16 protein-coding genes and 1 pseudogene are annotated in these 18,151 nt (G+C 71.1%); 4 read left to right on the top strand and 13 right to left on the bottom strand.

Annotated elements, in window-relative coordinates:
• From ABZW11_RS31010 to ABZW11_RS30995, 4 genes are all read right to left on the bottom strand, one after another.
• Positions 1-2,250, bottom strand: a complete 2,250-nt coding sequence (locus ABZW11_RS31010) for an ATP-binding protein (RefSeq protein ID WP_355424670.1) — start codon at positions 2,248-2,250, stop codon at positions 1-3.
• A gap of 167 nt (positions 2,251-2,417) precedes the next feature.
• A complete protein-coding gene (locus tag ABZW11_RS31005) occupies positions 2,418-2,819 on the bottom strand; it encodes a DUF5360 family protein (RefSeq protein ID WP_355424667.1) in 402 nt (133 codons plus the stop codon).
• A complete protein-coding gene (locus tag ABZW11_RS31000) occupies positions 2,803-3,354 on the bottom strand; it encodes a TetR/AcrR family transcriptional regulator (RefSeq protein ID WP_355424665.1) in 552 nt (183 codons plus the stop codon). The genes ABZW11_RS31005 and ABZW11_RS31000 overlap by 17 nt, the downstream gene beginning before the upstream one ends.
• Positions 3,355-3,414: 60 nt before the next feature.
• Positions 3,415-4,545 carry an MFS transporter gene (locus ABZW11_RS30995; RefSeq protein ID WP_355424662.1) on the bottom strand — a complete coding sequence of 377 codons (1,131 nt, stop codon included), beginning with the start codon at positions 4,543-4,545 and terminating at the stop codon, positions 3,415-3,417.
• Positions 4,546-4,705: 160 nt separating this feature from the next.
• Here ABZW11_RS30995 and ABZW11_RS30990 point away from each other — a divergent pair, with 160 nt between their 5' ends.
• Positions 4,706-5,287 (top strand): TetR/AcrR family transcriptional regulator, encoded by a 582-nt coding sequence (locus ABZW11_RS30990; RefSeq protein WP_355424659.1) that lies wholly within the window; start codon positions 4,706-4,708, stop codon positions 5,285-5,287.
• A 51-nt stretch (positions 5,288-5,338) separates the two neighbouring features.
• Here the strand turns inward: ABZW11_RS30990 and ABZW11_RS30985 are convergent, their stop codons facing one another.
• From ABZW11_RS30985 to ABZW11_RS30970, 4 genes are all read right to left on the bottom strand, one after another.
• Positions 5,339-6,031, bottom strand: coding sequence for a cation transporter (locus ABZW11_RS30985; protein WP_355424656.1), 693 nt, complete (start codon positions 6,029-6,031; stop codon positions 5,339-5,341).
• A complete protein-coding gene (locus ABZW11_RS30980; RefSeq protein WP_355424654.1) occupies positions 6,028-6,375 on the bottom strand; it encodes a metalloregulator ArsR/SmtB family transcription factor in 348 nt (115 codons plus the stop codon). Before ABZW11_RS30980 ends, ABZW11_RS30985 begins: the two co-directional genes overlap by 4 nt.
• Positions 6,376-6,444: 69 nt before the next feature.
• Entirely contained in the window at positions 6,445-6,567 is a 123-nt protein-coding gene (locus tag ABZW11_RS30975) for a hypothetical protein (RefSeq protein WP_355424651.1), read from the bottom strand.
• Entirely contained in the window at positions 6,564-10,457 is a 3,894-nt protein-coding gene (locus tag ABZW11_RS30970) for a helix-turn-helix domain-containing protein (RefSeq protein ID WP_355424648.1), read from the bottom strand. Before ABZW11_RS30970 ends, ABZW11_RS30975 begins: the two co-directional genes overlap by 4 nt.
• A 179-nt stretch (positions 10,458-10,636) precedes the next feature.
• Here ABZW11_RS30970 and ABZW11_RS30965 point away from each other — a divergent pair, with 179 nt between their 5' ends.
• The gene (locus ABZW11_RS30965; protein WP_355424645.1) at positions 10,637-10,987 is read left to right on the top strand and encodes a hypothetical protein; all 351 of its coding nucleotides are present in this window, start codon (positions 10,637-10,639) and stop codon (positions 10,985-10,987) included.
• 36 nt (positions 10,988-11,023) lie between these two features.
• On the opposite strand, the gene ABZW11_RS30960 is transcribed toward ABZW11_RS30965, so the two are convergent.
• From ABZW11_RS30960 to ABZW11_RS30950, 3 genes are read right to left on the bottom strand one after another with little or no spacing between them, the layout of a single operon-like run.
• On the bottom strand, positions 11,024-12,238 hold the full coding sequence (locus tag ABZW11_RS30960; RefSeq protein WP_355424642.1) for an aminopeptidase: 1,215 nt from the start codon (positions 12,236-12,238) through the stop codon (positions 11,024-11,026).
• Entirely contained in the window at positions 12,235-13,353 is a 1,119-nt protein-coding gene (locus tag ABZW11_RS30955) for an MFS transporter (RefSeq protein ID WP_355424639.1), read from the bottom strand. Before ABZW11_RS30955 ends, ABZW11_RS30960 begins: the two co-directional genes overlap by 4 nt.
• The gene (locus tag ABZW11_RS30950; protein ID WP_355424636.1) at positions 13,350-13,859 is read right to left on the bottom strand and encodes a winged helix-turn-helix domain-containing protein; all 510 of its coding nucleotides are present in this window, start codon (positions 13,857-13,859) and stop codon (positions 13,350-13,352) included. The genes ABZW11_RS30955 and ABZW11_RS30950 overlap by 4 nt, the downstream gene beginning before the upstream one ends.
• Before the next feature lie 216 nt (positions 13,860-14,075).
• Between ABZW11_RS30950 and ABZW11_RS30945 the strand changes: the two are divergent.
• A pseudogene (locus ABZW11_RS30945) lies at positions 14,076-14,240 on the top strand (MBL fold metallo-hydrolase); the annotation flags it as partial.
• 48 nt (positions 14,241-14,288) lie between these two features.
• Here ABZW11_RS30945 and ABZW11_RS30940 read toward each other — a convergent pair.
• Entirely contained in the window at positions 14,289-15,812 is a 1,524-nt protein-coding gene (locus ABZW11_RS30940) for a serine hydrolase domain-containing protein (RefSeq protein WP_355424633.1), read from the bottom strand.
• A gap of 724 nt (positions 15,813-16,536) precedes the next feature.
• Here ABZW11_RS30940 and ABZW11_RS30935 point away from each other — a divergent pair.
• Positions 16,537-17,409: a hypothetical protein gene (locus tag ABZW11_RS30935; protein WP_355424630.1), complete on the top strand. Its 873-nt coding sequence runs from the start codon at positions 16,537-16,539 to the stop codon at positions 17,407-17,409.
• A gap of 200 nt (positions 17,410-17,609) precedes the next feature.
• Here the strand turns inward: ABZW11_RS30935 and ABZW11_RS30930 are convergent, their stop codons facing one another.
• Positions 17,610-17,882 (bottom strand): hypothetical protein, encoded by a 273-nt coding sequence (locus ABZW11_RS30930; RefSeq protein WP_355424628.1) that lies wholly within the window; start codon positions 17,880-17,882, stop codon positions 17,610-17,612.
• Between the last annotated feature and the right edge of the window lie 269 nt (positions 17,883-18,151).

Genomic DNA, 18,151 nt, shown 5'->3' with positions numbered 1-18,151 from the left:
TCAAGGCGACGAGGACGCCGCCGGTTGCCATTGGGCCTCCATCCAGGCGGTGTCGCCGCTGGTCAACGTCTCGACCTGGACACCGGGCGCGGCGGGTGGCGGTACGTCGACGGCACCGCAGTCGGCGACCACGCTGACCGAGACGAGGGCGGGGGTGCCGAGAACGGTGACACGGGCACGCGTGGCGGCGGTGGCGAGGCCGACGAGGACGGCTTCGGTGAGGTCTCTCCTGACCGGCACCGGAGGGGTGGGCCACTGTCCGCGGGTGTCCAGCTCCACCACGACGCCCTTGCGGTCGGCCACGTCGATGCAGTGGTGCAGCTCGTGCAGGAGCGGGTCGTCGGCCTCGTCGGCCTCGGCGAACAGGCGGCGCATGCGGGCCGCCTCGATGGCGCTGCGCCGCTGGACCTGCAGGTCCTGCGGGTCGAGCGAGCCGTCGGCGAGTCCTTCCAGCAGCGGTACGGTGGTGTCCGACAGCTCGGCGAAGCGCTGCCGCCTGCGGCGATGCGACTCACCGGCGACGGCCTCCGCGACGCGCACCTGCTCGATCTCCCTGCGCGCGGCCACCGCCGCCGCGCCGAGGTCACGCAGCACGGTCGCCAGGACGGCCAGGAACAACGGGTAGCCGATCACCGTGACGGATCCGGTCGCGAAACGGGCCAGCGTCAGGAACGTGGACCCTTCGAGCACGACCAGGTGGAACAGCGCGACCAGTTCGTGGGCCGCCATGAACATCAGGACCGAGCGCAGCGGGCGGTCGAGCACGACGATGAGTCCCGGCCAGGTGGCGGCGGCGAACATCCAGTCCTCGCCGGTCGAGGTGCGCCCGCCGGGCAGGGCGACGTACGACACCAGGGAAACCGCGAGCACGAGCGCGATCACCGGGCCACGCCACCGGCCCCACGAGCGTCCCCGCACGATCAGCACGGCCTCCGCCAGCAGCACGACTCCGATCACCGCGAAGGCGCCGAGCTGCGCCGCCGGCGTTTCATAGGTGGGCAGGTAGCGGATGACGGTGGGCAGCGCGATCCCGAACACGGCCGCCAGGGCGACGAACAGTGTCGTGATCCGCAGTCCGCGCCCCAGCCGCGCCCGCGCCGACGCCTCGACGGGGTCGTCCTGCGCGGCGCCGGTCCGGTCGGCTTGGCTCCATTCGAGCCGGACCCGCGTCCCCTGACCTGGGGCGGAGGTGATCGTGGCCGTGCCGCCCGCGCGCTCCATCCTGGCGTGGACGGACTCGCGCAGGCCGCGCCGCGTGCCGAGCACCCTCTCCGGATCGAACCCCCGCCCGTCGTCGGTGACGTCCAGCCGCAGCGCCCGCGGGTCGCCGCTGAGCCGGACGGTCGCGCGGCCGGTGCCCGAGTGGCGGCGTACGTTGGCGAGGGCCTCGCCCGCCGCGTCGGCGATCGCCCGGGCGGCCTCGTAGGGCAGGCGGAGCCGGTCGGGACCGTCGAAGTCCGCCGTCAGCTGCGTCAGGGCCGGCGCGGCCCGCACCAGCTCGACCAGGTCGGCCTCCTCGGGCGCCCGCCCGGCGGCCTCGCGTAACCGGGCCAGGTCGCGCCGCGCCTGCGGGGCCAGCCAGCGGGCGCCGGAGCGTACCTGGCCGAGCCCCACCATCAGCAGCGTCGTCGCCGCCGTGTCGTGCAGCGAGTTGACCTGCTCGCGCTCCTCCGCGCGTACGCCGGCCGCCAGCAGCGCCTCGCCGCGCGCTCGCAGCGCCTCCTGCGCCAGCGCCTCGACCCGTCTGGCCGTACGGTTCATGAAGATCCACGCCACCCTGCCGACCGCGGCGCCCGGCAGCGCCAGCAGGATCCCCGTGGCCAGGCTGGAGTCCACCTCCCACGCTCCCGCCGCCAGCAGGATTGCCACCGCCCCGCCGACGGCGCCGACCGCCGCCGGCACGCCCACCCTCAGCGGGGTGTGCCACTGGTACGTCACCACGGCGAAGTCCACCAGCAGCCGCAGCCATCCCGTGTTCAGGGAGTCCACGGCGCCGGTCCAGAAGACGGTGCAGAACAGCCCGTTCATGACGGCGACGTCGAGGGCGACCAGCGCGCTGCCCCGCCCGTTCCGCAACCACCACGCGAACCAGCACGTCCACCCGGCCGCGGCGGCGACCACGATCAGAGTGCTCACCAACTGCCCGGGTGCCGCCCTGAACGGCGCGATGAGGCAGATGGGCACCAGCGTCGCCAGGCGCACCGCGGAGGCATACCTGCGCCCGTAACCTTCGAGCAGCCCCTCCGCCACGCTCCACCTCTCGTTATGTCGCCACGCAGCCTAACCCCTGCCGGCTGAGGCTCACAGGCCCCAGGAGCGGACCAGGATGGGTGCGGCGGCAGGCGGCGCACGATCTCCCGGGCGAAGAGGTTCTCGGCGGAGACGTATCCTGCCCGGGTCGCCTTTCGTGGCCCTTCTCACGCGCGGCTGCCCAGGGGTTGTCTCGTCAAGGAGATGATCCCGGGGATGGGGAAGAGCAGGAGGTAGAGGTTCGGGATCCACCAGGCGAGGGAGAAGTCGCCCCGCAGCGTCCAGAACGCGATCGCCATGAGCCCCGAAGCCATGGTCAGCACCAGCGAGACCAGCATCAGTGACGGGCCGCTCGCCTGGTCGCGGCGCAGGAGCCACAGGCTGGTCAGGCCGGTGGCGCTGGCCAGCAGGTCGATCCAGAGAAAGGACCAGTTCCAGTCCACCATCAGCGGGTTGGCGTAGTCGGCGAAGGCCCACTCCAGCGGGATGAGCCCGAGGCCGGTGACGGCGAAATAGACCGCGAAGCCGATGTCCGTGGCGAGCATCAAGCCCTTAGTCGTGCGCAGCACGGTCGATGGCCTCCATCAGGTAGCGGCGGGTCTTCTCGTGCAGGTCAGGTCCGGGTGAGCCGAGGCCGAGCAGCCTGGCGGCCCACCACCCGTCCACGGCCAGCCGTACGGCGGTCGCCGCCGCCGGGTCGATGCCGTCATCGGCGAGCCTGGCCTGCCAGGCGGCGAACCGCTCACGCAACGGCTGCAGCTGCGCCGGGTCCACGAACAGCACGGCGAGCAGCGCCGCGGTGACGCGGTCGGCGGGCGCGGTGGCGGTGGTGTGCTGTTCGGGGATGGTGGCATCGACGTAGGCGCGCAGGAAGTCACCCGGACGGGTGCCCGCCTGAGCGAGCGCCTCATCGAACGCTCTGGTCAGCCGGTCGGCCATGGCGGCGACCAGGGCCTGTTTGGTGGGGAAGTGGTAGAACAGCCCGCCCTTGGAGACCCCGGCCCGCTTGGCGACGGCTTCGAGGGTGAGCGACTCCGCCCCCTGCGACAGCAGCACGTCGGCGGCGGCGTCGAGGAGGCGATCCTTCGAGCTCGGTCGTGGCATGCCCGAAACTATACCGGTCAGCCGGTATAGTTTCGGAAGGTGATCAGGGATGCTCTGAGGTCAGCGCAGGCTCTCGTTCCGGCGCGCGGTCCACACGGCCAGCCCGGCGGCCAGAACGAGCCCCCCGGCGAGCCACATGATGCACTGGAGCGGCAGGGCATCGACGACCGCGCCGCCGGCCAGCGCGCCGAGGCCGATCGAGAGGTTGAACGCCGCCACCCACAGAGCGGACGCCTCCTCGACCGCCTGCGGCGCGGCCTTGATCATCCACGTCTGGAGGCTCGTGGAGACCCCGCCGTACACCAGGCCCCAGACCACGAGCAGCGTCACCCCGCCCGCGCCGGTCAGCCCTGCCAGGGGATAGAGCAGCACGGTCACCCCCAAAGCGGCGGCGATCGACAGGACGGTGCGATGGAGTCTTCTGGCCACGGCGGCACCCGCGACGAAGTTCCCCATGATGCCCGCCACGCCGAACCCGAACAGCAGCGGCCCGACGAACCGCTCGTCGATGCCGGACAGATCCCGCAGCACAGGGCTGATGAACGTATAGGCCGAGAAGTGTCCGGTCACGATCAGGAAGGTCGCCAGGATGCCGACCCGGACACCCTGGTTGCGAAACTGGTCGGCCAGTCGCCGCAGGCCGACGGGCTGAGCCGCCGCCAGCGGTGGCAGCAAGGCCAGCAAGGCGACCAGCACGGCGAGCGCGAGGGCGCTCAGCGTGCCGAACGCGATCCGCCAGTTCGCCAGCCCGCCGATCATCGTGCCGATGGGGACGCCGAAGACGTTCGCGGCCCCGACGCCGCCGAAGATGATCGCAGTGGCCCGCGGCACGTGTGCGGCCGGGACGAGCCGGATGGCCAGGGCTCCCGCGATGGCCCAGAACCCCCCGACGGCCACGCCGACCAGTACGCGGGCAGCGATCAGGAGCGGGTACGTGGGGGCCAGGGCGGATGCCAGGTTGGCGAGCGTCATGAGCCCCATCAGGGAGACGAGCAGCAGTTTCCGGTCCATCCTCCCGACGAGCAGCGGGACCATCGGCGCCGCGAAGGCGGCGACGATGCTGGGGACCGTGACCATCAGCCCGGCTGCGCCCTCCGACACCGACAGGGCCGATCCGACCGGGGTGAGCAGTCCGATGGGGAGTTGCTCTGCTGTGACCAGGAGAAATGTGCCGAAGGCTACAGCGGACACCGCGATCCAGCGGCCTTTCTGCGCTGTGTCTCGCTCGCTCAGGGTCGAGTCCGTCGCCGTCATCTAGGAAACCTCTCTGGGATTTGGGAGCGATCGCTCCCATATTGCGGCACACCCTAATACGGGAGCTATCGCTCCACAACCTTGCTAGGGTGGGACCATGGCACGACCCAGGGAGTTCGATGAGCAGAACGTGGTCGCCAAGGCGACCCACCTGTTCTGGTGCCGCGGTTACAACGCCACTTCCGTCCGTGACCTGGGCGCCGAGCTCGACCTCAAGCAGAGCAGTCTCTATCGGACCTTCAACGACAAGCGCACCCTGTTCCTGCGGGCGCTGGACCACTACCGGGCCACCGAGTCCGCTCAAGCCGAAGAGCAACTGAGCGTCCCCGGCTCCAGCCTCCAGATTCTGCGGGAAGGGCTCATCTGGATGGTCACCCACGAGGCCGGTCGTGGCTGCTTCGTGGTCAACACGGCCACCGAGCTCGGCGCCACCGACCCAGCGGTCCAGGAAAGGACCGAAGCCGCGTTCGAAGGCACCAGGCAGTCCCTCGCGTCGCTTCTCCGCCGCGGCATCCGCGACGGCGACCTTCCTGCCACATTGGACGTCGAAGCCGCAGCGGAGTCGCTGCTCACGACGGTGCTCGGACTACGCGTACGCGAACGCGCCGGACACGACCCCCAGCGGCTGGCCAAGGCCATCGACTTCACGATCGGACTGCTCGCCGGACCTGCGACCTGACCGGCTGCCGGACCTGGGCGGTCCCGATGATCTTCTGTGGTGAGTGCTGTGTCAGGCTTCGGGGGATGTGCGGCAGGTGCAGGTGGGTCCGCATTCCCCGGCCTCGTCGGCCTCGTCGGCCTCGTCGGTGGCCGGGGTGGCGCAGCAGGCGTCGCCGTGCCAGGCTTCGCGGCCTTCCTTGACGGCGACGGCGGCGATGACGAGGGCGGCGACCGGGTCGGCCCAGGACCAGCCGAACAGGCTGTTGAGCGCCAGCCCCACCAGCAGGACTCCCGACAGGTACGTGCACAGCAGGGTCTGCTTGGAGTCGGCGACGGCGCTGGCGGAGCCGAGTTCGCGGCCGGCGCGGCGTTGCGCGGCCGACAGGAACGGCATGACGACCAGCGAGAGGGCGGCCAGGATGAGGCCGGGGGTCGAGTGTTCGGCCTGGCCGTCGCCGAGGATGGCGCGTACGGCGTCGAAGGTGACGTACGCGGCGAGCGCGAAGAACGAAACGGCGATGACGCGCAGCGCGGTACGTTCCCGCCTCTCGTGGTCGGCGGCGGCGAACTGCCAGGCCACCGCGGCGGCGGAGGCCACCTCGACCAGCGAGTCCAGGCCGAAGCCGATCAGGGCGGCGGAGGAGGCGATCGTACCGGCGGTGACGGCGACCGCCGCTTCGATCACGTTGTACGTGATGGTGGCCGCCACTAGCAGCCGGATCCGCCGCCGCAGCACCGTGCGCCGGACGTCGACGGTGCTCATGGGCGGAGCGTGACCGCGTGGCCGGTGGCGGCGAGGAGTTGCTCGGCGGAGGCGAGCAAGTCCATCAGCTCGGGCCGGGTCAGGCTGTAGAAGGACTGGCGGCCCTCTGCGCGGTAGTCGACCAGGTCGCAGTCACGCAGGCAGGCCAGGTGCTTGGACACGGTGGACTGCGCCAGCCCCAGCTCGGTCACCAGATCCACCACGCGCGCCTCGCCGCGCGCCAGACGCTGCACGATGCGCAGCCGGTTCTGATCGGCCAGCGAGTGGAACAGCGCGGCCGCCGGAGGAACCCCGGCGGCGATGTCGGCACTGACGCAGGAGCCGGCCTCACTCTCAATCGCCATAGGGCGATGATAGTCCGATATCGTGATGCTGAACAGACGACCGTATCGACAGGCACCCGCACCGGGGGCTCAACGGCCGTAGATGGCAGGGGCGTCGAGCATGATGGGGAAGCCCGTGAAGACCACGGTCCAGCAGAGGGCGTTTCTGAGCCACTGGTGCCGTTCGAAGAGAGCGCGGTAATGATCGATCACTTGCTCATCATGGAGCGCGCTGGGCATATCGGTCGGATCGGTTCGTGGGAGAGGTACTGCCGCCACTCGGCCGGGGTGAGGTGGGGGCGCGCGCGGCCGGCGATCGTACAGAGTGCCTCGGCGGGGTCGGGCGGGAGGGCCACGTCCCAGAGCCGGATGTCGCCGTCGTCGCCGGCGGCGGCCAGCGTGCGGCCGTCCGGGCTGAACGCCAGCGTGCGGAGGGCGAGGTCGGAGGCGGTCAGCGGGGCGCCGATCGGGCGGTGGGTGGCGACGTCCCACAACCTGATCGTTCCGTCGAGACCGGCGCTGGCCAGCCGGCCGTCCGGCGCGAACGCCACGTCCGTCACCTCCTCGTCGTGACCGCTCAGCGGGACGCCGATCTGACGGCGTGTCGCCACGTCCCAGAGCAGTACCATCTTGTCGGTGCCGGCGCTGGCCAGGACGTGTCCTCCGGGAGCGAACTCGATGTCGGTCACGGCGCCGGTGTGGCCAATGAGGGGAGTGCCTACGGGCTGCCGGCTGGCGAGATCATAGAACCGGATCCGGAGGCCGCGTTCGCCGGCGACGGCGAGGGTGCGGCCGTCCGGGCTGAACTCCAGGTCGACCAGCCCTTCGGTGTGGTCGAGCAGTGGCGCTCCGATCGGACGGCGGGTCGTCACGTCCCGCAGCTCCACGTTCGGCACGCCGGCGTCGTCGTGGCCCTGGACGAGGCCGGTCCTGGCGACGGCGAGCAGGCGGCCGTCGGGACTGAGAGCCATCTCTGCCCCGTGCGTCTCCTCCAGGACACCGGCGGAACGGCGGGTGCGGACGTCCCACAACCGCACGGGTGGGGAGCCGTCGGTGCTGACCAGCGTGCGCCCGTCCGGGCTGAACCGCAGCTCGGTGACCGGGCCCGCGTGCCCGGTGAGCGGCGGCCCGAGAGAGCGGCGGGTGCGGGCGTCCCACAACCGCACGCTCCCGTCCCGCCCGGTTTCGCCGGTGGCCAGGACACGTCCGTCCGGGCTGAACGCCACGGCCTCGACCGCCGCACCCCCAGGGCCCAGCGGAGGGCCGAGCGGACGATGCGTGGCCATGTCCCACAGCCGTACGGTGTTGTCGCCACTGGTGGAACTGCTGGCCAGCAGCCGCCCGTCCGGGCTGAACTGCACGTCGGCGACCCAGTCCGCATGGCCGGGGAGCGGTGCGCCGATCTCATGGCGGGCGGCGACGTCCCACACCAGCAGGGCGCCACCGCCCCCGCGTCCCCCGCCGACCAGGAGCCGGCCGTCGGGGCTGAACGTCACCGTGTCGATCCGGTGATCAGGGCGGCCGGTCAGCGGCGGGCCCGCCGGGCGACGGGTGGCCGTCCCCCACAGGCGTACCGTGTCGTCGTCCGCCGCGACGGCGATCAGCCGGCCGTCCGGGCTGAAGTCCACGTCGGGCACCGCGTGATCGTGACGGGCGAGCGGCTCGCCGGCCTGCCGGCGGGTGGTGACGTTCCACAGCCGGACGGTCCTGTCGGCTCCGCCGGTGACCAGGAGCCGGCCGTCGGGGCTGAAGTTCACCCCGTAGATCTCTCCCCGGTGGCCGGTGAGTGCGGCGATCTGGCGGTGGCCGGTCACGTCCCACAGCCGCAGGGCGCCGTCGAAGCCGGCGGTGGCGAGGAGACGTCCGTCCGGGCTGAAGTCCGCGGTGTAGACGGCGCCTCGGTGGCCGATGAGTTCGGCCACCTGGCGGCGAGCGGCCACGTCCCACAAACGCACAGTGCTGCCGGCGGTGACCAGGAGACGTCCGTCGGGGCTGAAGTCCGCAGCGTGGACTCCGCTGTCGTGGCCGGTCAGTATGCCGGTCTGGCGGCGGGTGGACACGTCCCACAGGCGTACGGTGCCGTCGAAACCGGCGGTGGCCAGAAGGCGTCCGTCCGAGCTGAACGATGACCGCACCACCGAGTCGCCGTGACCGGCGAGCTCCCCGCGGGCCGGGTGGGCAAGCGCGTTCAGCATCGCCCGCCGAGCGGCGGCGGTCGGCGCGATGCGGTGGGCGGCCACCGCCAGCAGCCGGGCGACGGTGGAGTCGCGATCGAGCAGGCTCTCGCTCTGCACGGCGAGGCTGTGTGACAGGTTGAGGTTCTTCTCCTTCTGCGCCAGAACGAGCCGCTGCTCGGCGGTACGGGCGGCGTCCACCGCGACGATCGCCGAGACCAGTGCCGCCACCAGGAGCACGGCGAGCCCCGCGACCGCCTGTCGCCGGAGGCGGGCGTGGCGGCGGGCCGTCCCTTGTTCCGCCGCCTGCGCTGCCTGGCACGCGTCCAGGAACTCCTGCTCGGTGGTCGTGAGAGCGGCGGGGTTCGCGGCGGCGAAGTCGAGGGCGGTCCGCAGGCGCGTGCCCCGGTAGAGCAGCGAGGGGTCACGGGCCTCGCGGTCCCACGCCGAGGCCGTCTCGGAAAGCCGCCGGTGGGTACGCAGTCCCGCGCGGTCGGAGTGGATCCACTCGCGCAGCCTCGGCCAGGCTCGCAGCAGGGCCTCGTGGGCGAGCCGGGCGGAGTCGTCGGTCAGGGTGAGGAGGCGGGCGGTGGTGAAGGCGTCGATCACCTGCGAGGTCGGGCCAGGTGGGAAGTGGGCGGGTGGCAGGGTGCTGATGTCGATGGGGCGGCGGGTTTCGGCTCCCGACTCCTCGACGCACACCATGTGCAGGAGCAGGCGGCGGGCGATGTCCTGGGCGGTGGGGTCGAGGGCGGTGTAGACCTGTTCGGCGGTGGCGGCGACGGCGCCCGCGATGCCGCCGGTCTTCCGGTAGCCGGTCACGGTGAGGGTGTCGCCCGTGCGGTGTTGCCAGGTGGTGAGCAGGGCGTGGGAGAGCAGGGGGAGCGTGCCCGGCTCGTGGACGCTGTCCTGTTCGTCGATCGTGGCTGGTAGGCCCATGTCTCTGAGCAGGAGTTCGACCAGTGCGGGTTCGACGGTGAGTCCTGCTTGGTGAGCGGGGCCGGTGATGGCGGTGCGGAGTTCGGCGACGTTCATGGGGCCGAGCGGAAGTTGGGCTTCGCGCAGGGCGGTCAGCAGGGTGGGGTGGCTGAGGCAGTGGCCGTAGAAGTCGGCGCGCAGGCCGAGGACCACCAGCGCGCCGGCACCGGCCAGGGCGTCGATCGCGGAGAGGAAGGTACGGCGCTCGGTCTCGTCGCGGCAGAGCGTGAAGATCTCCTCGAGCTGGTCGACGATCAGGACCAGGCGGCGGGCCGCAGCGGTGCGGGCCGGGCCGTTGAACGCGTCTCCGATCCACCGGACAAGGACGGCGGGGTCGTCAGCAAGATCTTCAGCAAGATCTTGAGCGGGGTCTTCGGCGGGGCCGTCAGCGGGGCCGTCGGCAAGCCTTCCGGCGGTGTCTTCGCCGGGGGTGTGGCCGATGAGCGTGCCGATCCGGGCCAGCAGCGTGGCGACGGGGTGCTCGCCGGGCGTGAACAGGATGACCGGCCATGTGCGGGAGCCGGGTGCGGGCAGTGTTCCGCGGCGCAGGGCGGGCAGGAGTCCGGCTCGCAGCAGGGAGGTCTTGCCCGCTCCTGAGGGGGCGACGACGATCAGCGGTCCGCGTGGTGGTGCGGCCAGGCGTGCGAGCAGGGCGCTGACGGCTCGGTCGCGGCCGAAGAACCAGCGGGCGTCCTCGGGTTCGTACGGCCGCAGCCCTCGGTAGGGGCAGCCGCCGCCGGGCGGGGCGAGCGATTCGGCCAGACCGGTCAGCTCACCACCGGTCTGCAGCGCCGTGTCGCAGGCGCGGGCGACTCCGACCGAGAGCGCCTTCTCCCCGGTCTCGACCTTGCTGAGGTAGCCCTTGGTGTAGTGGGTCAGCCGCGCGAGCTCGTTCAGCGACAGCCCGCGCGCCACCCGCAACCGCCGCAACACGGAACCAGGAGTCTCCACACCCAGAACTTTACTCAACGTGGCAGGTCGGTTGCTCTTTGTGGTGATCAGTATGGGTTTCCCTGGCCACCCCCGGCGCGGGGCGACGGGAAACCCCTCCTGCTCCGGCTGTGGCGGGCCGCACGATCGGTGCCGTGGACGCCGCCACCCCGGCGGCACCGGAACAGGAAGGCAATGACATGCGTACTCAGATCAAGGCCATCAGCGGCCTCGCCCTCGGTCTGGCGCTCGGCTTCGGCGCCCTCGCCGTGCCGGCCGCGGCGGCGGCACCCGGGACGGCGGTCGCGGCGCAGGCGCGGTCGGGCATCGACTTCCGGGTGCCCGGGGTCAGGATCTTCGCCCGGGCGGACGGCCGATCCACCAGGGTCGGCCTCGGCTATCCCGGTCAGGGCTGGGAGATCCACCGCGCGGTGGACGGCACCTCGTACACCTGCGACAACGGCGTGACCACCACCGTCTGGGAGTACGGCCGCAACCTCCGCACCGGAGTGGTCGGCTACGTCCCGAGCTGCAACACCGTGATCGTCTGACGTGACCCGCCCTGGGCGCCCTCGGCGCCCAGGGCGTCAGAACTGCCAGACGTCGTCGCGCAACAGCACCACCTTCCCGCCCGGCCCGAGCCCGGTGACCGTGACGTCCGGGCCGCCGACCATGAAGTCGACGTGCACGCGCGAGGTGTTCACGCCCGCCGCGTCCAGCCGTACGGGATCGTCCGTACGCAGCCGGGCGGGCACGCCGGGAGGCAGTCCCGCGCCCCAGGCCAGGTGGCAGGTGGCGTTCTCGTCCAGGAGGGTCTCCATGTACGTGACGCCGCTCTCGCCCACCCGCGACGAACGATCGACCAGGGCGAGCTCGCCCAGCCGGGCCGCCCCCGCGTCGGTGGCCTGGTGCGTACGGACGAGGTCGGCCCTGGCGCTCGCCCTGACCTCGGTCACGACGCCGCCGGCGAACGTCAGCTCCAGGTCGCGGATGACGGCCCCGTCGAGGGACAGCGGCCGGGTGGCGCGAACCGTCCCGTCCACGCGCCGGTAGTCGGGGGTGGTGAACACCTCCTCGGTCGGCAGATTCGCCTGGAACGGGCGGCCCTCGACGTCCTCCAAGCGGGCGGCGGTCCAGTGGGCGTCCGGGAGCAGGCCGATGGTCAGGTCGGTGCCGGGGCCCTCGAACCGTACGGCGTCCAGGCGCAGGTCGGTGAGCCGCCGGGCGCGGTCGAGCAGCTCGGCGATGCGCTGCCGCCAGGCCGCGCGCGGGTCTGGCTCGTCGAGGCGGAGGATGCGGCGCAGGTGCTGCCACAGCCGGGCTTGGTCGGGTTCGCCGAAGACGGTACGGGCCCACTCGGGGGTGGCGTACGGGATGATCGTCCAGCGGACCAGGTTGCCGAGCTGGAGCCGTTGCCGTGAGGTGAGCGACGGCATGCGGTCCAGGCCGACGCGTACCGGGTCGAGCCCGGCCAGGAGGTCGGGGGCGGCGGCGCCGCGGATGTTGACGATGATGCCGCCGTGCCGTCCCACCTCGTCGTTGCGGGCGTCGAGCCACGCGGGCACCTCGGCCAGGGTCGCCGTTTCGGCGTGCTGGACGCGGGAGCGTTTGGCGTACGGGTCGAAGTACCAGATGTCGGCATAACGGGCGCCTCTGGTGTAGGCGGCCTCGGCGAGGGCCCGGGCCAGCGGAGCGTGCTCGATCTCCGCGTTGATCAGCACCCGGTCGTCCGCCAGGAGGGGGACGGCGACGTCGAACACCACGTCCGCGTAGCCGGCCAGGTCAGCGTCGGGAATGGTCAAGGGGGGGCTCCTTTGCGTACGGGCATGAACAGCAGGGCTCCGGCGGCGGACACGACGCCCGCCACGGCGAAGCCGGCGGCCAGGCCGAACCGGTCGGCCAGGACGCCGAGGGACAGGGCGGCGCTGAGGAAACCGACGTCGAAGAAGGCCGTCGTGGTGGCCACCGCTGAGCCGCGCTCCTCCGCGGGCACGTCGTGCACGGCCATCCGGAGGAAGGCGGGCAGGCCGAGGCCCTGCCCGGCGCCGATCAGCGCGATGGCGCACCACGTTCCCGCCGGGGAGGGCCAGGTGGCGAGCAGGAGCGTTCCCGCTCCGGTCAGCAGGAGGGAGGCGACGGCCAGGCGCGCGGGGGCGGTCGTGGCCAGCCGGCGGTGTCCGGCCAGGCGGATGGCGATGAGGACGCCGCCGTAGACCAGGAAGTGGAGGTTGCCGGAGTCGCCGTCGAGGTGGAGGGGGAGGAAGGCGCTGACGGCGGTGCAGCCCCACACGGAGGCCAGGTAGGCGATGCCGGGCCGCAGCGCCGACGGGTGGTACAGGCGGGCCCGCCCGGTTGCCGAACCTGATCCCGCGCTTTCAGCGGCGCTCCCCACGGTCTTCGGCAAGGTGAGCCCGACCGCCGCCGAGCCGAGCGCCGCGGCAGCGGCCGTGGCCCAGACGGCGGCGAACCCCCACGTGGCGTACAGCGTCTCGGCGATGACCGGCCCCGTGAGCAGGCCGGCGTTGACGACGACGGAGAAGTGGTTGATCGCCGCACCGGGCCGCCGGTGATCGCCGGCCAGCGTGGCGAGACCGACGTACGCCAGCGCCTCCCCGACCCCCGCGACGCCGCGCAGGACGAGGAACAGCGGTAACTCCCCGGCGGCGAGCAGCGCGAGGGACGTACCGGACAGCAGCAGCGCCCCCGCGCACAGGGCCGCGCGCCGTCCGAGCCTGTCGGCCACCCGTCCGGCGAGCGGGCGGGCGAGCACTCCTGCCGCCGCGGTGACGGCCAGCGAGACGCCCACCATGCCGGCCTGCTGACCCAACGGGCCGGTCAGGTAGCGCGGAACGGCGGGGACGAGCAGTCCGATCGACAGGAACGCGCCGGCCGTACAGACGAGCAGGCGCCCGATCACCGCTCGTCGCGGAGTTCGAGCAGGATCGCGGTCATGCTGACCTTGACGCCGTCGTGCGGCGGCCCTGCCTTGTCGTGCACCAGTGCCACGGCCTGGTCGATCAGGCCGACCACCTCCTCCCAGACGGACCTGGGCAGCCACACCTCGGCGTCCATGGACGTGCGCTGGCGCTCGGTCTCCGTCAGGCGCCTGGCCAGGTCGGAGCTCATCGCCTCGAACAGGAGCTGCCGTCCCTCGGACCGGTCGAGCCGCTCGCCGCTGGACGGGTCGTAGCGGTAGCGCAGCTGCGGGCGGCCCTTGCCGGAACGCGGCTGCTCGTCCGTCTGCTGGAGGAAACCCGCCTTGGCAAGCTGGCGCAGGTGGTAGCTGGCGGAGGCGTGCGCGATGCCGAGTTCGTGGGCGACCTCGGTGGCCGACATCGACGCGCCGGTGAGCAACGACACGATGCGGATGCGCAGCGGGTTGGCCAGGGCGCGCAGGGGGACGAGGTCATTTTCCGAAGACACGTTGGGATAATACTTTTCCAACAGCTCTTGGGAAAGGGGTTTCGCCAATGGTGCTGACAGTTCTCGGCGGATGCGGCGTTTGGCCGGCGGCGGGCCAGGCGTGCAGCGGGTACCTCGTGCGGCACGACGGGTTCAGGCTGCTCATCGACCCCGGCTACGCGACCGTGTCCCGGCTGCTGGAACGGGTCGGCGCCGACCACGTTGCTCCCGCACTCGGTGCCCAACGCCGGCATAAGGCTGACAGCAGGCGGACGGATCCTCGTCTACACCGGAGACAGCGGCCCCAGCCCCGACCGCGTGGAGCTGGCCCGTGACGCCGACCTCCTCTTGGCCGAGGGCACTTACGTGGACCAGGTCCCGAAGGGCTCCCTCCTGACGAGCGCCCGCCAGGCAGGCCGGCAAGCCCGGCAAGCCGCTGCCCGGCATCTGTTACTGACTCACCTGCAGCCGGGCACCGGCCCCGCCGCCGCGCGAGCCGCCGCCGCGACCGCGTACGACGGTGAGATCGGCGTCGCCACGTCCGGTCTCGTCATCGACGTTCAGGCGATCCGGTAGGCGGCGGTGCCGTTGTGCAGGTAACGGGCGCGGCCATGATCGTCGGAGCCGACCAGCGACAGGACCTGGTGGCCGGAGGGATCGGGGTCGACGGTGATGATCGAGCTGTCGTTGAGTCGTACGACCTCGACCCGCTTCTCCGACCCGCCGGCGCGGTAGAAACGCGCGGTCGTTCTCGCTGGTCAAGGTGATGTCGTGCAGCGTCGAGCGGTAGGTGCCGCACATGCGGTCCGCGTCGATCGCGGCCGGGTTCAAGGGCGGCGCAGGACGTGGCGACGTCTCGACGCCCGCCAGCTCCCCGAGCACCGCCTCGAAGGTCTCGTACGCCAAAGGCTCCCCGCCCGCGCTGTCCGTCAGCACCGCCACCGCCACCCCCGCCGACGGGACGACGCGCAGCCACGCCTTCTGCCCCTTGGCGACACCGGTATGCCCCACGACGCCGTCCTGATAGAGCATCCATCCGAGCCCCCAGCCGATGACGCCGCCACCGAAGTCCGGGACGTCGTCCAGCTGCGGCTCGCGCAGCGCCGCCAGCGCGGGATCGGCGAGATGCAGGCGTACGAACTCCAGCAACTCCCGAGCGCTGATCGCGAAGTGCGACCCGCTGGGCGCCGCGTAGTAGGAAACCGCCCACTCCTTGACCGGTACGACTTCGCCGCCGCCGCTGTGGACGTGGCCGACCGCCGCCCGGTGCAGGATCGCCTCATAGGGGTCGATGGCGGCAGTCTGCAAACCCAGGGGCGTCACCAGACGTTCGCGGAGCACGTCGTGATAGGGCTTGCCGCGTAGCACCTCCACCAGCCGGCCGAGGATCACGTACCCGCTGTTGGAGTAGGAGAAGACGGTGCCGGGCGGGAGGAGGTGCTCCGCCTCGGCAAGGATGGCGACGAACCTCTCGATCGCGTCGTCGTTGCGACCGGTGTCGACGAAGTGGTTCCCGTCGATGCCGCCGGTGTGAGTGAGCAGGTGGCGGGCGGTCAGGTTCTTGGTGGCGGCCGGGTCGCCCAGCCGGAACCCGGGCAAGTAGTCGCGAACAGGACGATCGAGATCCAGTACCCCGTCATCGACCAGTTGCTGGATCAGTGTCGCCGTCCAGATCTTCGTGATCGAGCCGACCTTGAACACCGAATCGGTCGTGGTCTCGACCTGGGTACGCAGACTCAGCACCCCCGCAGCCTCGTCCCGAACCTCCCCATCGGCCAGTACTGCGACCTGCGCGCCCGGTACGTCATACTTCGCAAGAAGCTCAGCCAGGTCCCATCCCACCCCGAACAGGTTAACGGGCCGTGATGTCGGCCCCAGTGGCGTAGGCGGATGCGGGACGCATCGACCGGTCACCACCGCTTCGCGGTCTTCGCCGATCACGGCCAGTTCTACCTGCGGGATCTCGGCGCTCACGCGGCATGGACGAGGTCGCATGCCGACTCGGGCGCTCCGGCCGCATGGACCGAAGAGGCCGTGAACTCGGACCGCATCGGAGTGCGACCCCATGCGATCGCAGTGGGAACAGCCCGAAGCGATGTGGTGGAAACGACCGCCCACTTCCTGTACCACAGCGACGTCTGGCCGGTCGACAGCCCGGCGGCCCTCGCCGCACTGAAGCAAGGCCCGAGCCCTCGGGCCGGCTGGACGGAGCATCGGCCTGTGGTCATCCGCAGGTATGGCCTGCTTCAAAGCGCGCGATCGGGAGCGTAAGTGGGCGGCTGTGGGGGTGAAGCGTCAGCATGAAGATGTGCGAGCTTATGTGGATTGTCTCGTTCGCGCGATGCGGCCTGCCCAGACAGGGAACAAAGACGAGGACGGTGGCTCTGCCTGGAGGCCGGATAAGGAAAAGTCGATTCCATGGATTTGAACGCTGAACCACTTGAGCGTTCCGGTTTCGTCGCCTGCTTGCGGAGGCCATTCAGGGTCGTCGTCGGCGGCTGAGCAGTACTGACCGATCTCATACTCATCGTCAGTACGCCGAGCATCGGAATATCTCTTTCCCTTGCCGCGGCTCGGACACCGAAACATCGGTTCCGGCCGCTCATGACGCATGCCCAACTTTCGTAACGTGGTCTGGCCTGCCTGACGGCTGAGTCCACTCCCAATCATCCGTCGCACAACGAACCGGGGGAAACAAATGAACCACAACCGCATCTACGTGAATTCCGCTCGGCAGAATCAGCCGTTCGATGGTTGGAACGAGGTTCAGGGCGGCGGCCTCACGGATCATCCGCTGGCGGCCGCGGCGTTCGGTGACCGGCTGTATGTCTTCGCCGCGGGCACGGATCGGCGGATCTACGTGAACTCGGCCCGTCAGAATCAGCCGTTCGGCGGCTGGAACGAGGTCCAGGGAGGGGGCATCACCGATCATCCGCCGGCGGCCGCGGCGTTCGGCGATCGGCTCTACGTCTTCGGCCGGGGTACCGACAGGCGGATCTATGTCAACTCGGCCCGTCAGGACCACCCGTTCGACGGCTGGACGGAGGTCCAGGGCGGCGGCCTCACGGATCACCCGCTGGCGGCGGCGGCGTTCGGTGACCGGCTGTATGTCTTCGCCGCGGGCACGGATCGGCGGATCTACGTGAATTCCGCTCGGCAGAATCAGCCGTTCGACGGCTGGACGGAGGTCCAGGGCGGCGGCCTCACGGACCATTCGCTGGCGGCCGCGGCGTTCGGTGACCGGCTGTACGTTTTCGGCACGGGGACGGATCGGCGGATCTACGTGAACTCGGCCCGTCAGAATCAGCCGTTCGGCGGCTGGACGGAGGTCCAGGGCGGCGGCCTTACCGACCATTCGCTGGCGGCCGCGGCGTTCGGTGACCGGCTCTACGTCTTCGGCACAGGGACCGATAAGCGGATCTACGTCAATTCCGCTCGGCAGAACCACCCATTCGACGGCTGGGCCGAAGTCCAAGGCGGAGGCACCACCGACCACCCGCTGGGCGCCGCGGCGTTCGGCGATCGGCTCTACGCCTTCGGCGCGGGCGTGAGGGTACCGGCTCACGTGTAGCCGTACGCGAAAGGTGTCCAGTTGACGTCCTGGCGACGAGCGGGCGATACACCCGCCCCAACTCCTCGACACAGGACGTCGACTGCGGTCACCACCGGTCAGCCGGAAGTGCTTGGTCACCGGGCAGCGGCGGGAATGACGCACCTGTTGCGGGGGCTGGTGAGCCACGTTCCGAGCCGTACCTTCTGCGCACCGGTGCGTTACCGCCACCTCCGGCCCTTGCGGACGAGCACGTGATCACCGTGGCCCGGGAACACCATGACGAGCACCGACCCTGCCACCTCTACAGGCGGCCGGCGCTGATATGTCTCCGCGGTGCCGCAGATGTCCGCTCCCGCGTCGGTGGCGATCACCAGGTTGCCCGGGGTGCTGCCCACCAGGTCATGATGCAGGCCGGGACGCTGGTCCGAGGTCTGCTCGTGATCCTGGAACGACTGGAGCCCCGTCTCCGAGCGCATCCGGTCGCGGGCCATGCCCGCTCCGGCAGAAACAGCCGCGATGGATCACCACAGAATCGAGCGCGCACGCATGAGTGGACAACGCGAACCGGGAAACCACCGATCTCGATTCAACGCGGGGATGCCTTTCCACCCGTTGGCCAGGGCCAGGCCGAAGGCGGGGCGGGCCCTCTGCAGACGTCGATGCCAGCGCGTACGCGTCCGAAAAGGGGAGTCGTGGGGGGGGGGGGGGGGGGGGGGGCGGGGACGCCGGCCCCGGAAGAGGAAAAGGAGGCGGGGCGGGA

It is taken from the genome of Nonomuraea sp. NPDC004580 (assembly GCF_040609855.1).
In the GTDB taxonomy this organism is placed as follows: Bacteria; Actinomycetota; Actinomycetes; order Streptosporangiales; family Streptosporangiaceae; genus Nonomuraea; species Nonomuraea salmonea.
Note: the sequence above shows the minus strand (reverse complement) of the source record. Positions and strands in the feature narration are given on the sequence as shown.

Bases quoted from the DNA above. Each gene is read 5' to 3' on its own strand.
- ABZW11_RS31000 (WP_355424665.1), bottom strand. From the start codon at position 3,354: ATGCCACGACCGAGCTCGAAGGATCGCCTCCTCGACGCCGCCGCCGAC.
- ABZW11_RS30985 (WP_355424656.1), bottom strand. From the start codon at position 6,031: ATGAGCACCGTCGACGTCCGGCGCACGGTGCTGCGGCGGCGGATCCGG.
- ABZW11_RS30930 (WP_355424628.1), bottom strand. From the start codon at position 17,882: ATGGCCCGCGACCGGATGCGCTCGGAGACGGGGCTCCAGTCGTTCCAG.
- ABZW11_RS30990 (WP_355424659.1), top strand. From the start codon at position 4,706: ATGGCACGACCCAGGGAGTTCGATGAGCAGAACGTGGTCGCCAAGGCG.
- ABZW11_RS30965 (WP_355424645.1), top strand. From the start codon at position 10,637: ATGCGTACTCAGATCAAGGCCATCAGCGGCCTCGCCCTCGGTCTGGCG.
- ABZW11_RS30935 (WP_355424630.1), top strand. From the start codon at position 16,537: ATGAACCACAACCGCATCTACGTGAATTCCGCTCGGCAGAATCAGCCG.
- ABZW11_RS30980 (WP_355424654.1), bottom strand. From the start codon at position 6,375: ATGGCGATTGAGAGTGAGGCCGGCTCCTGCGTCAGTGCCGACATCGCC.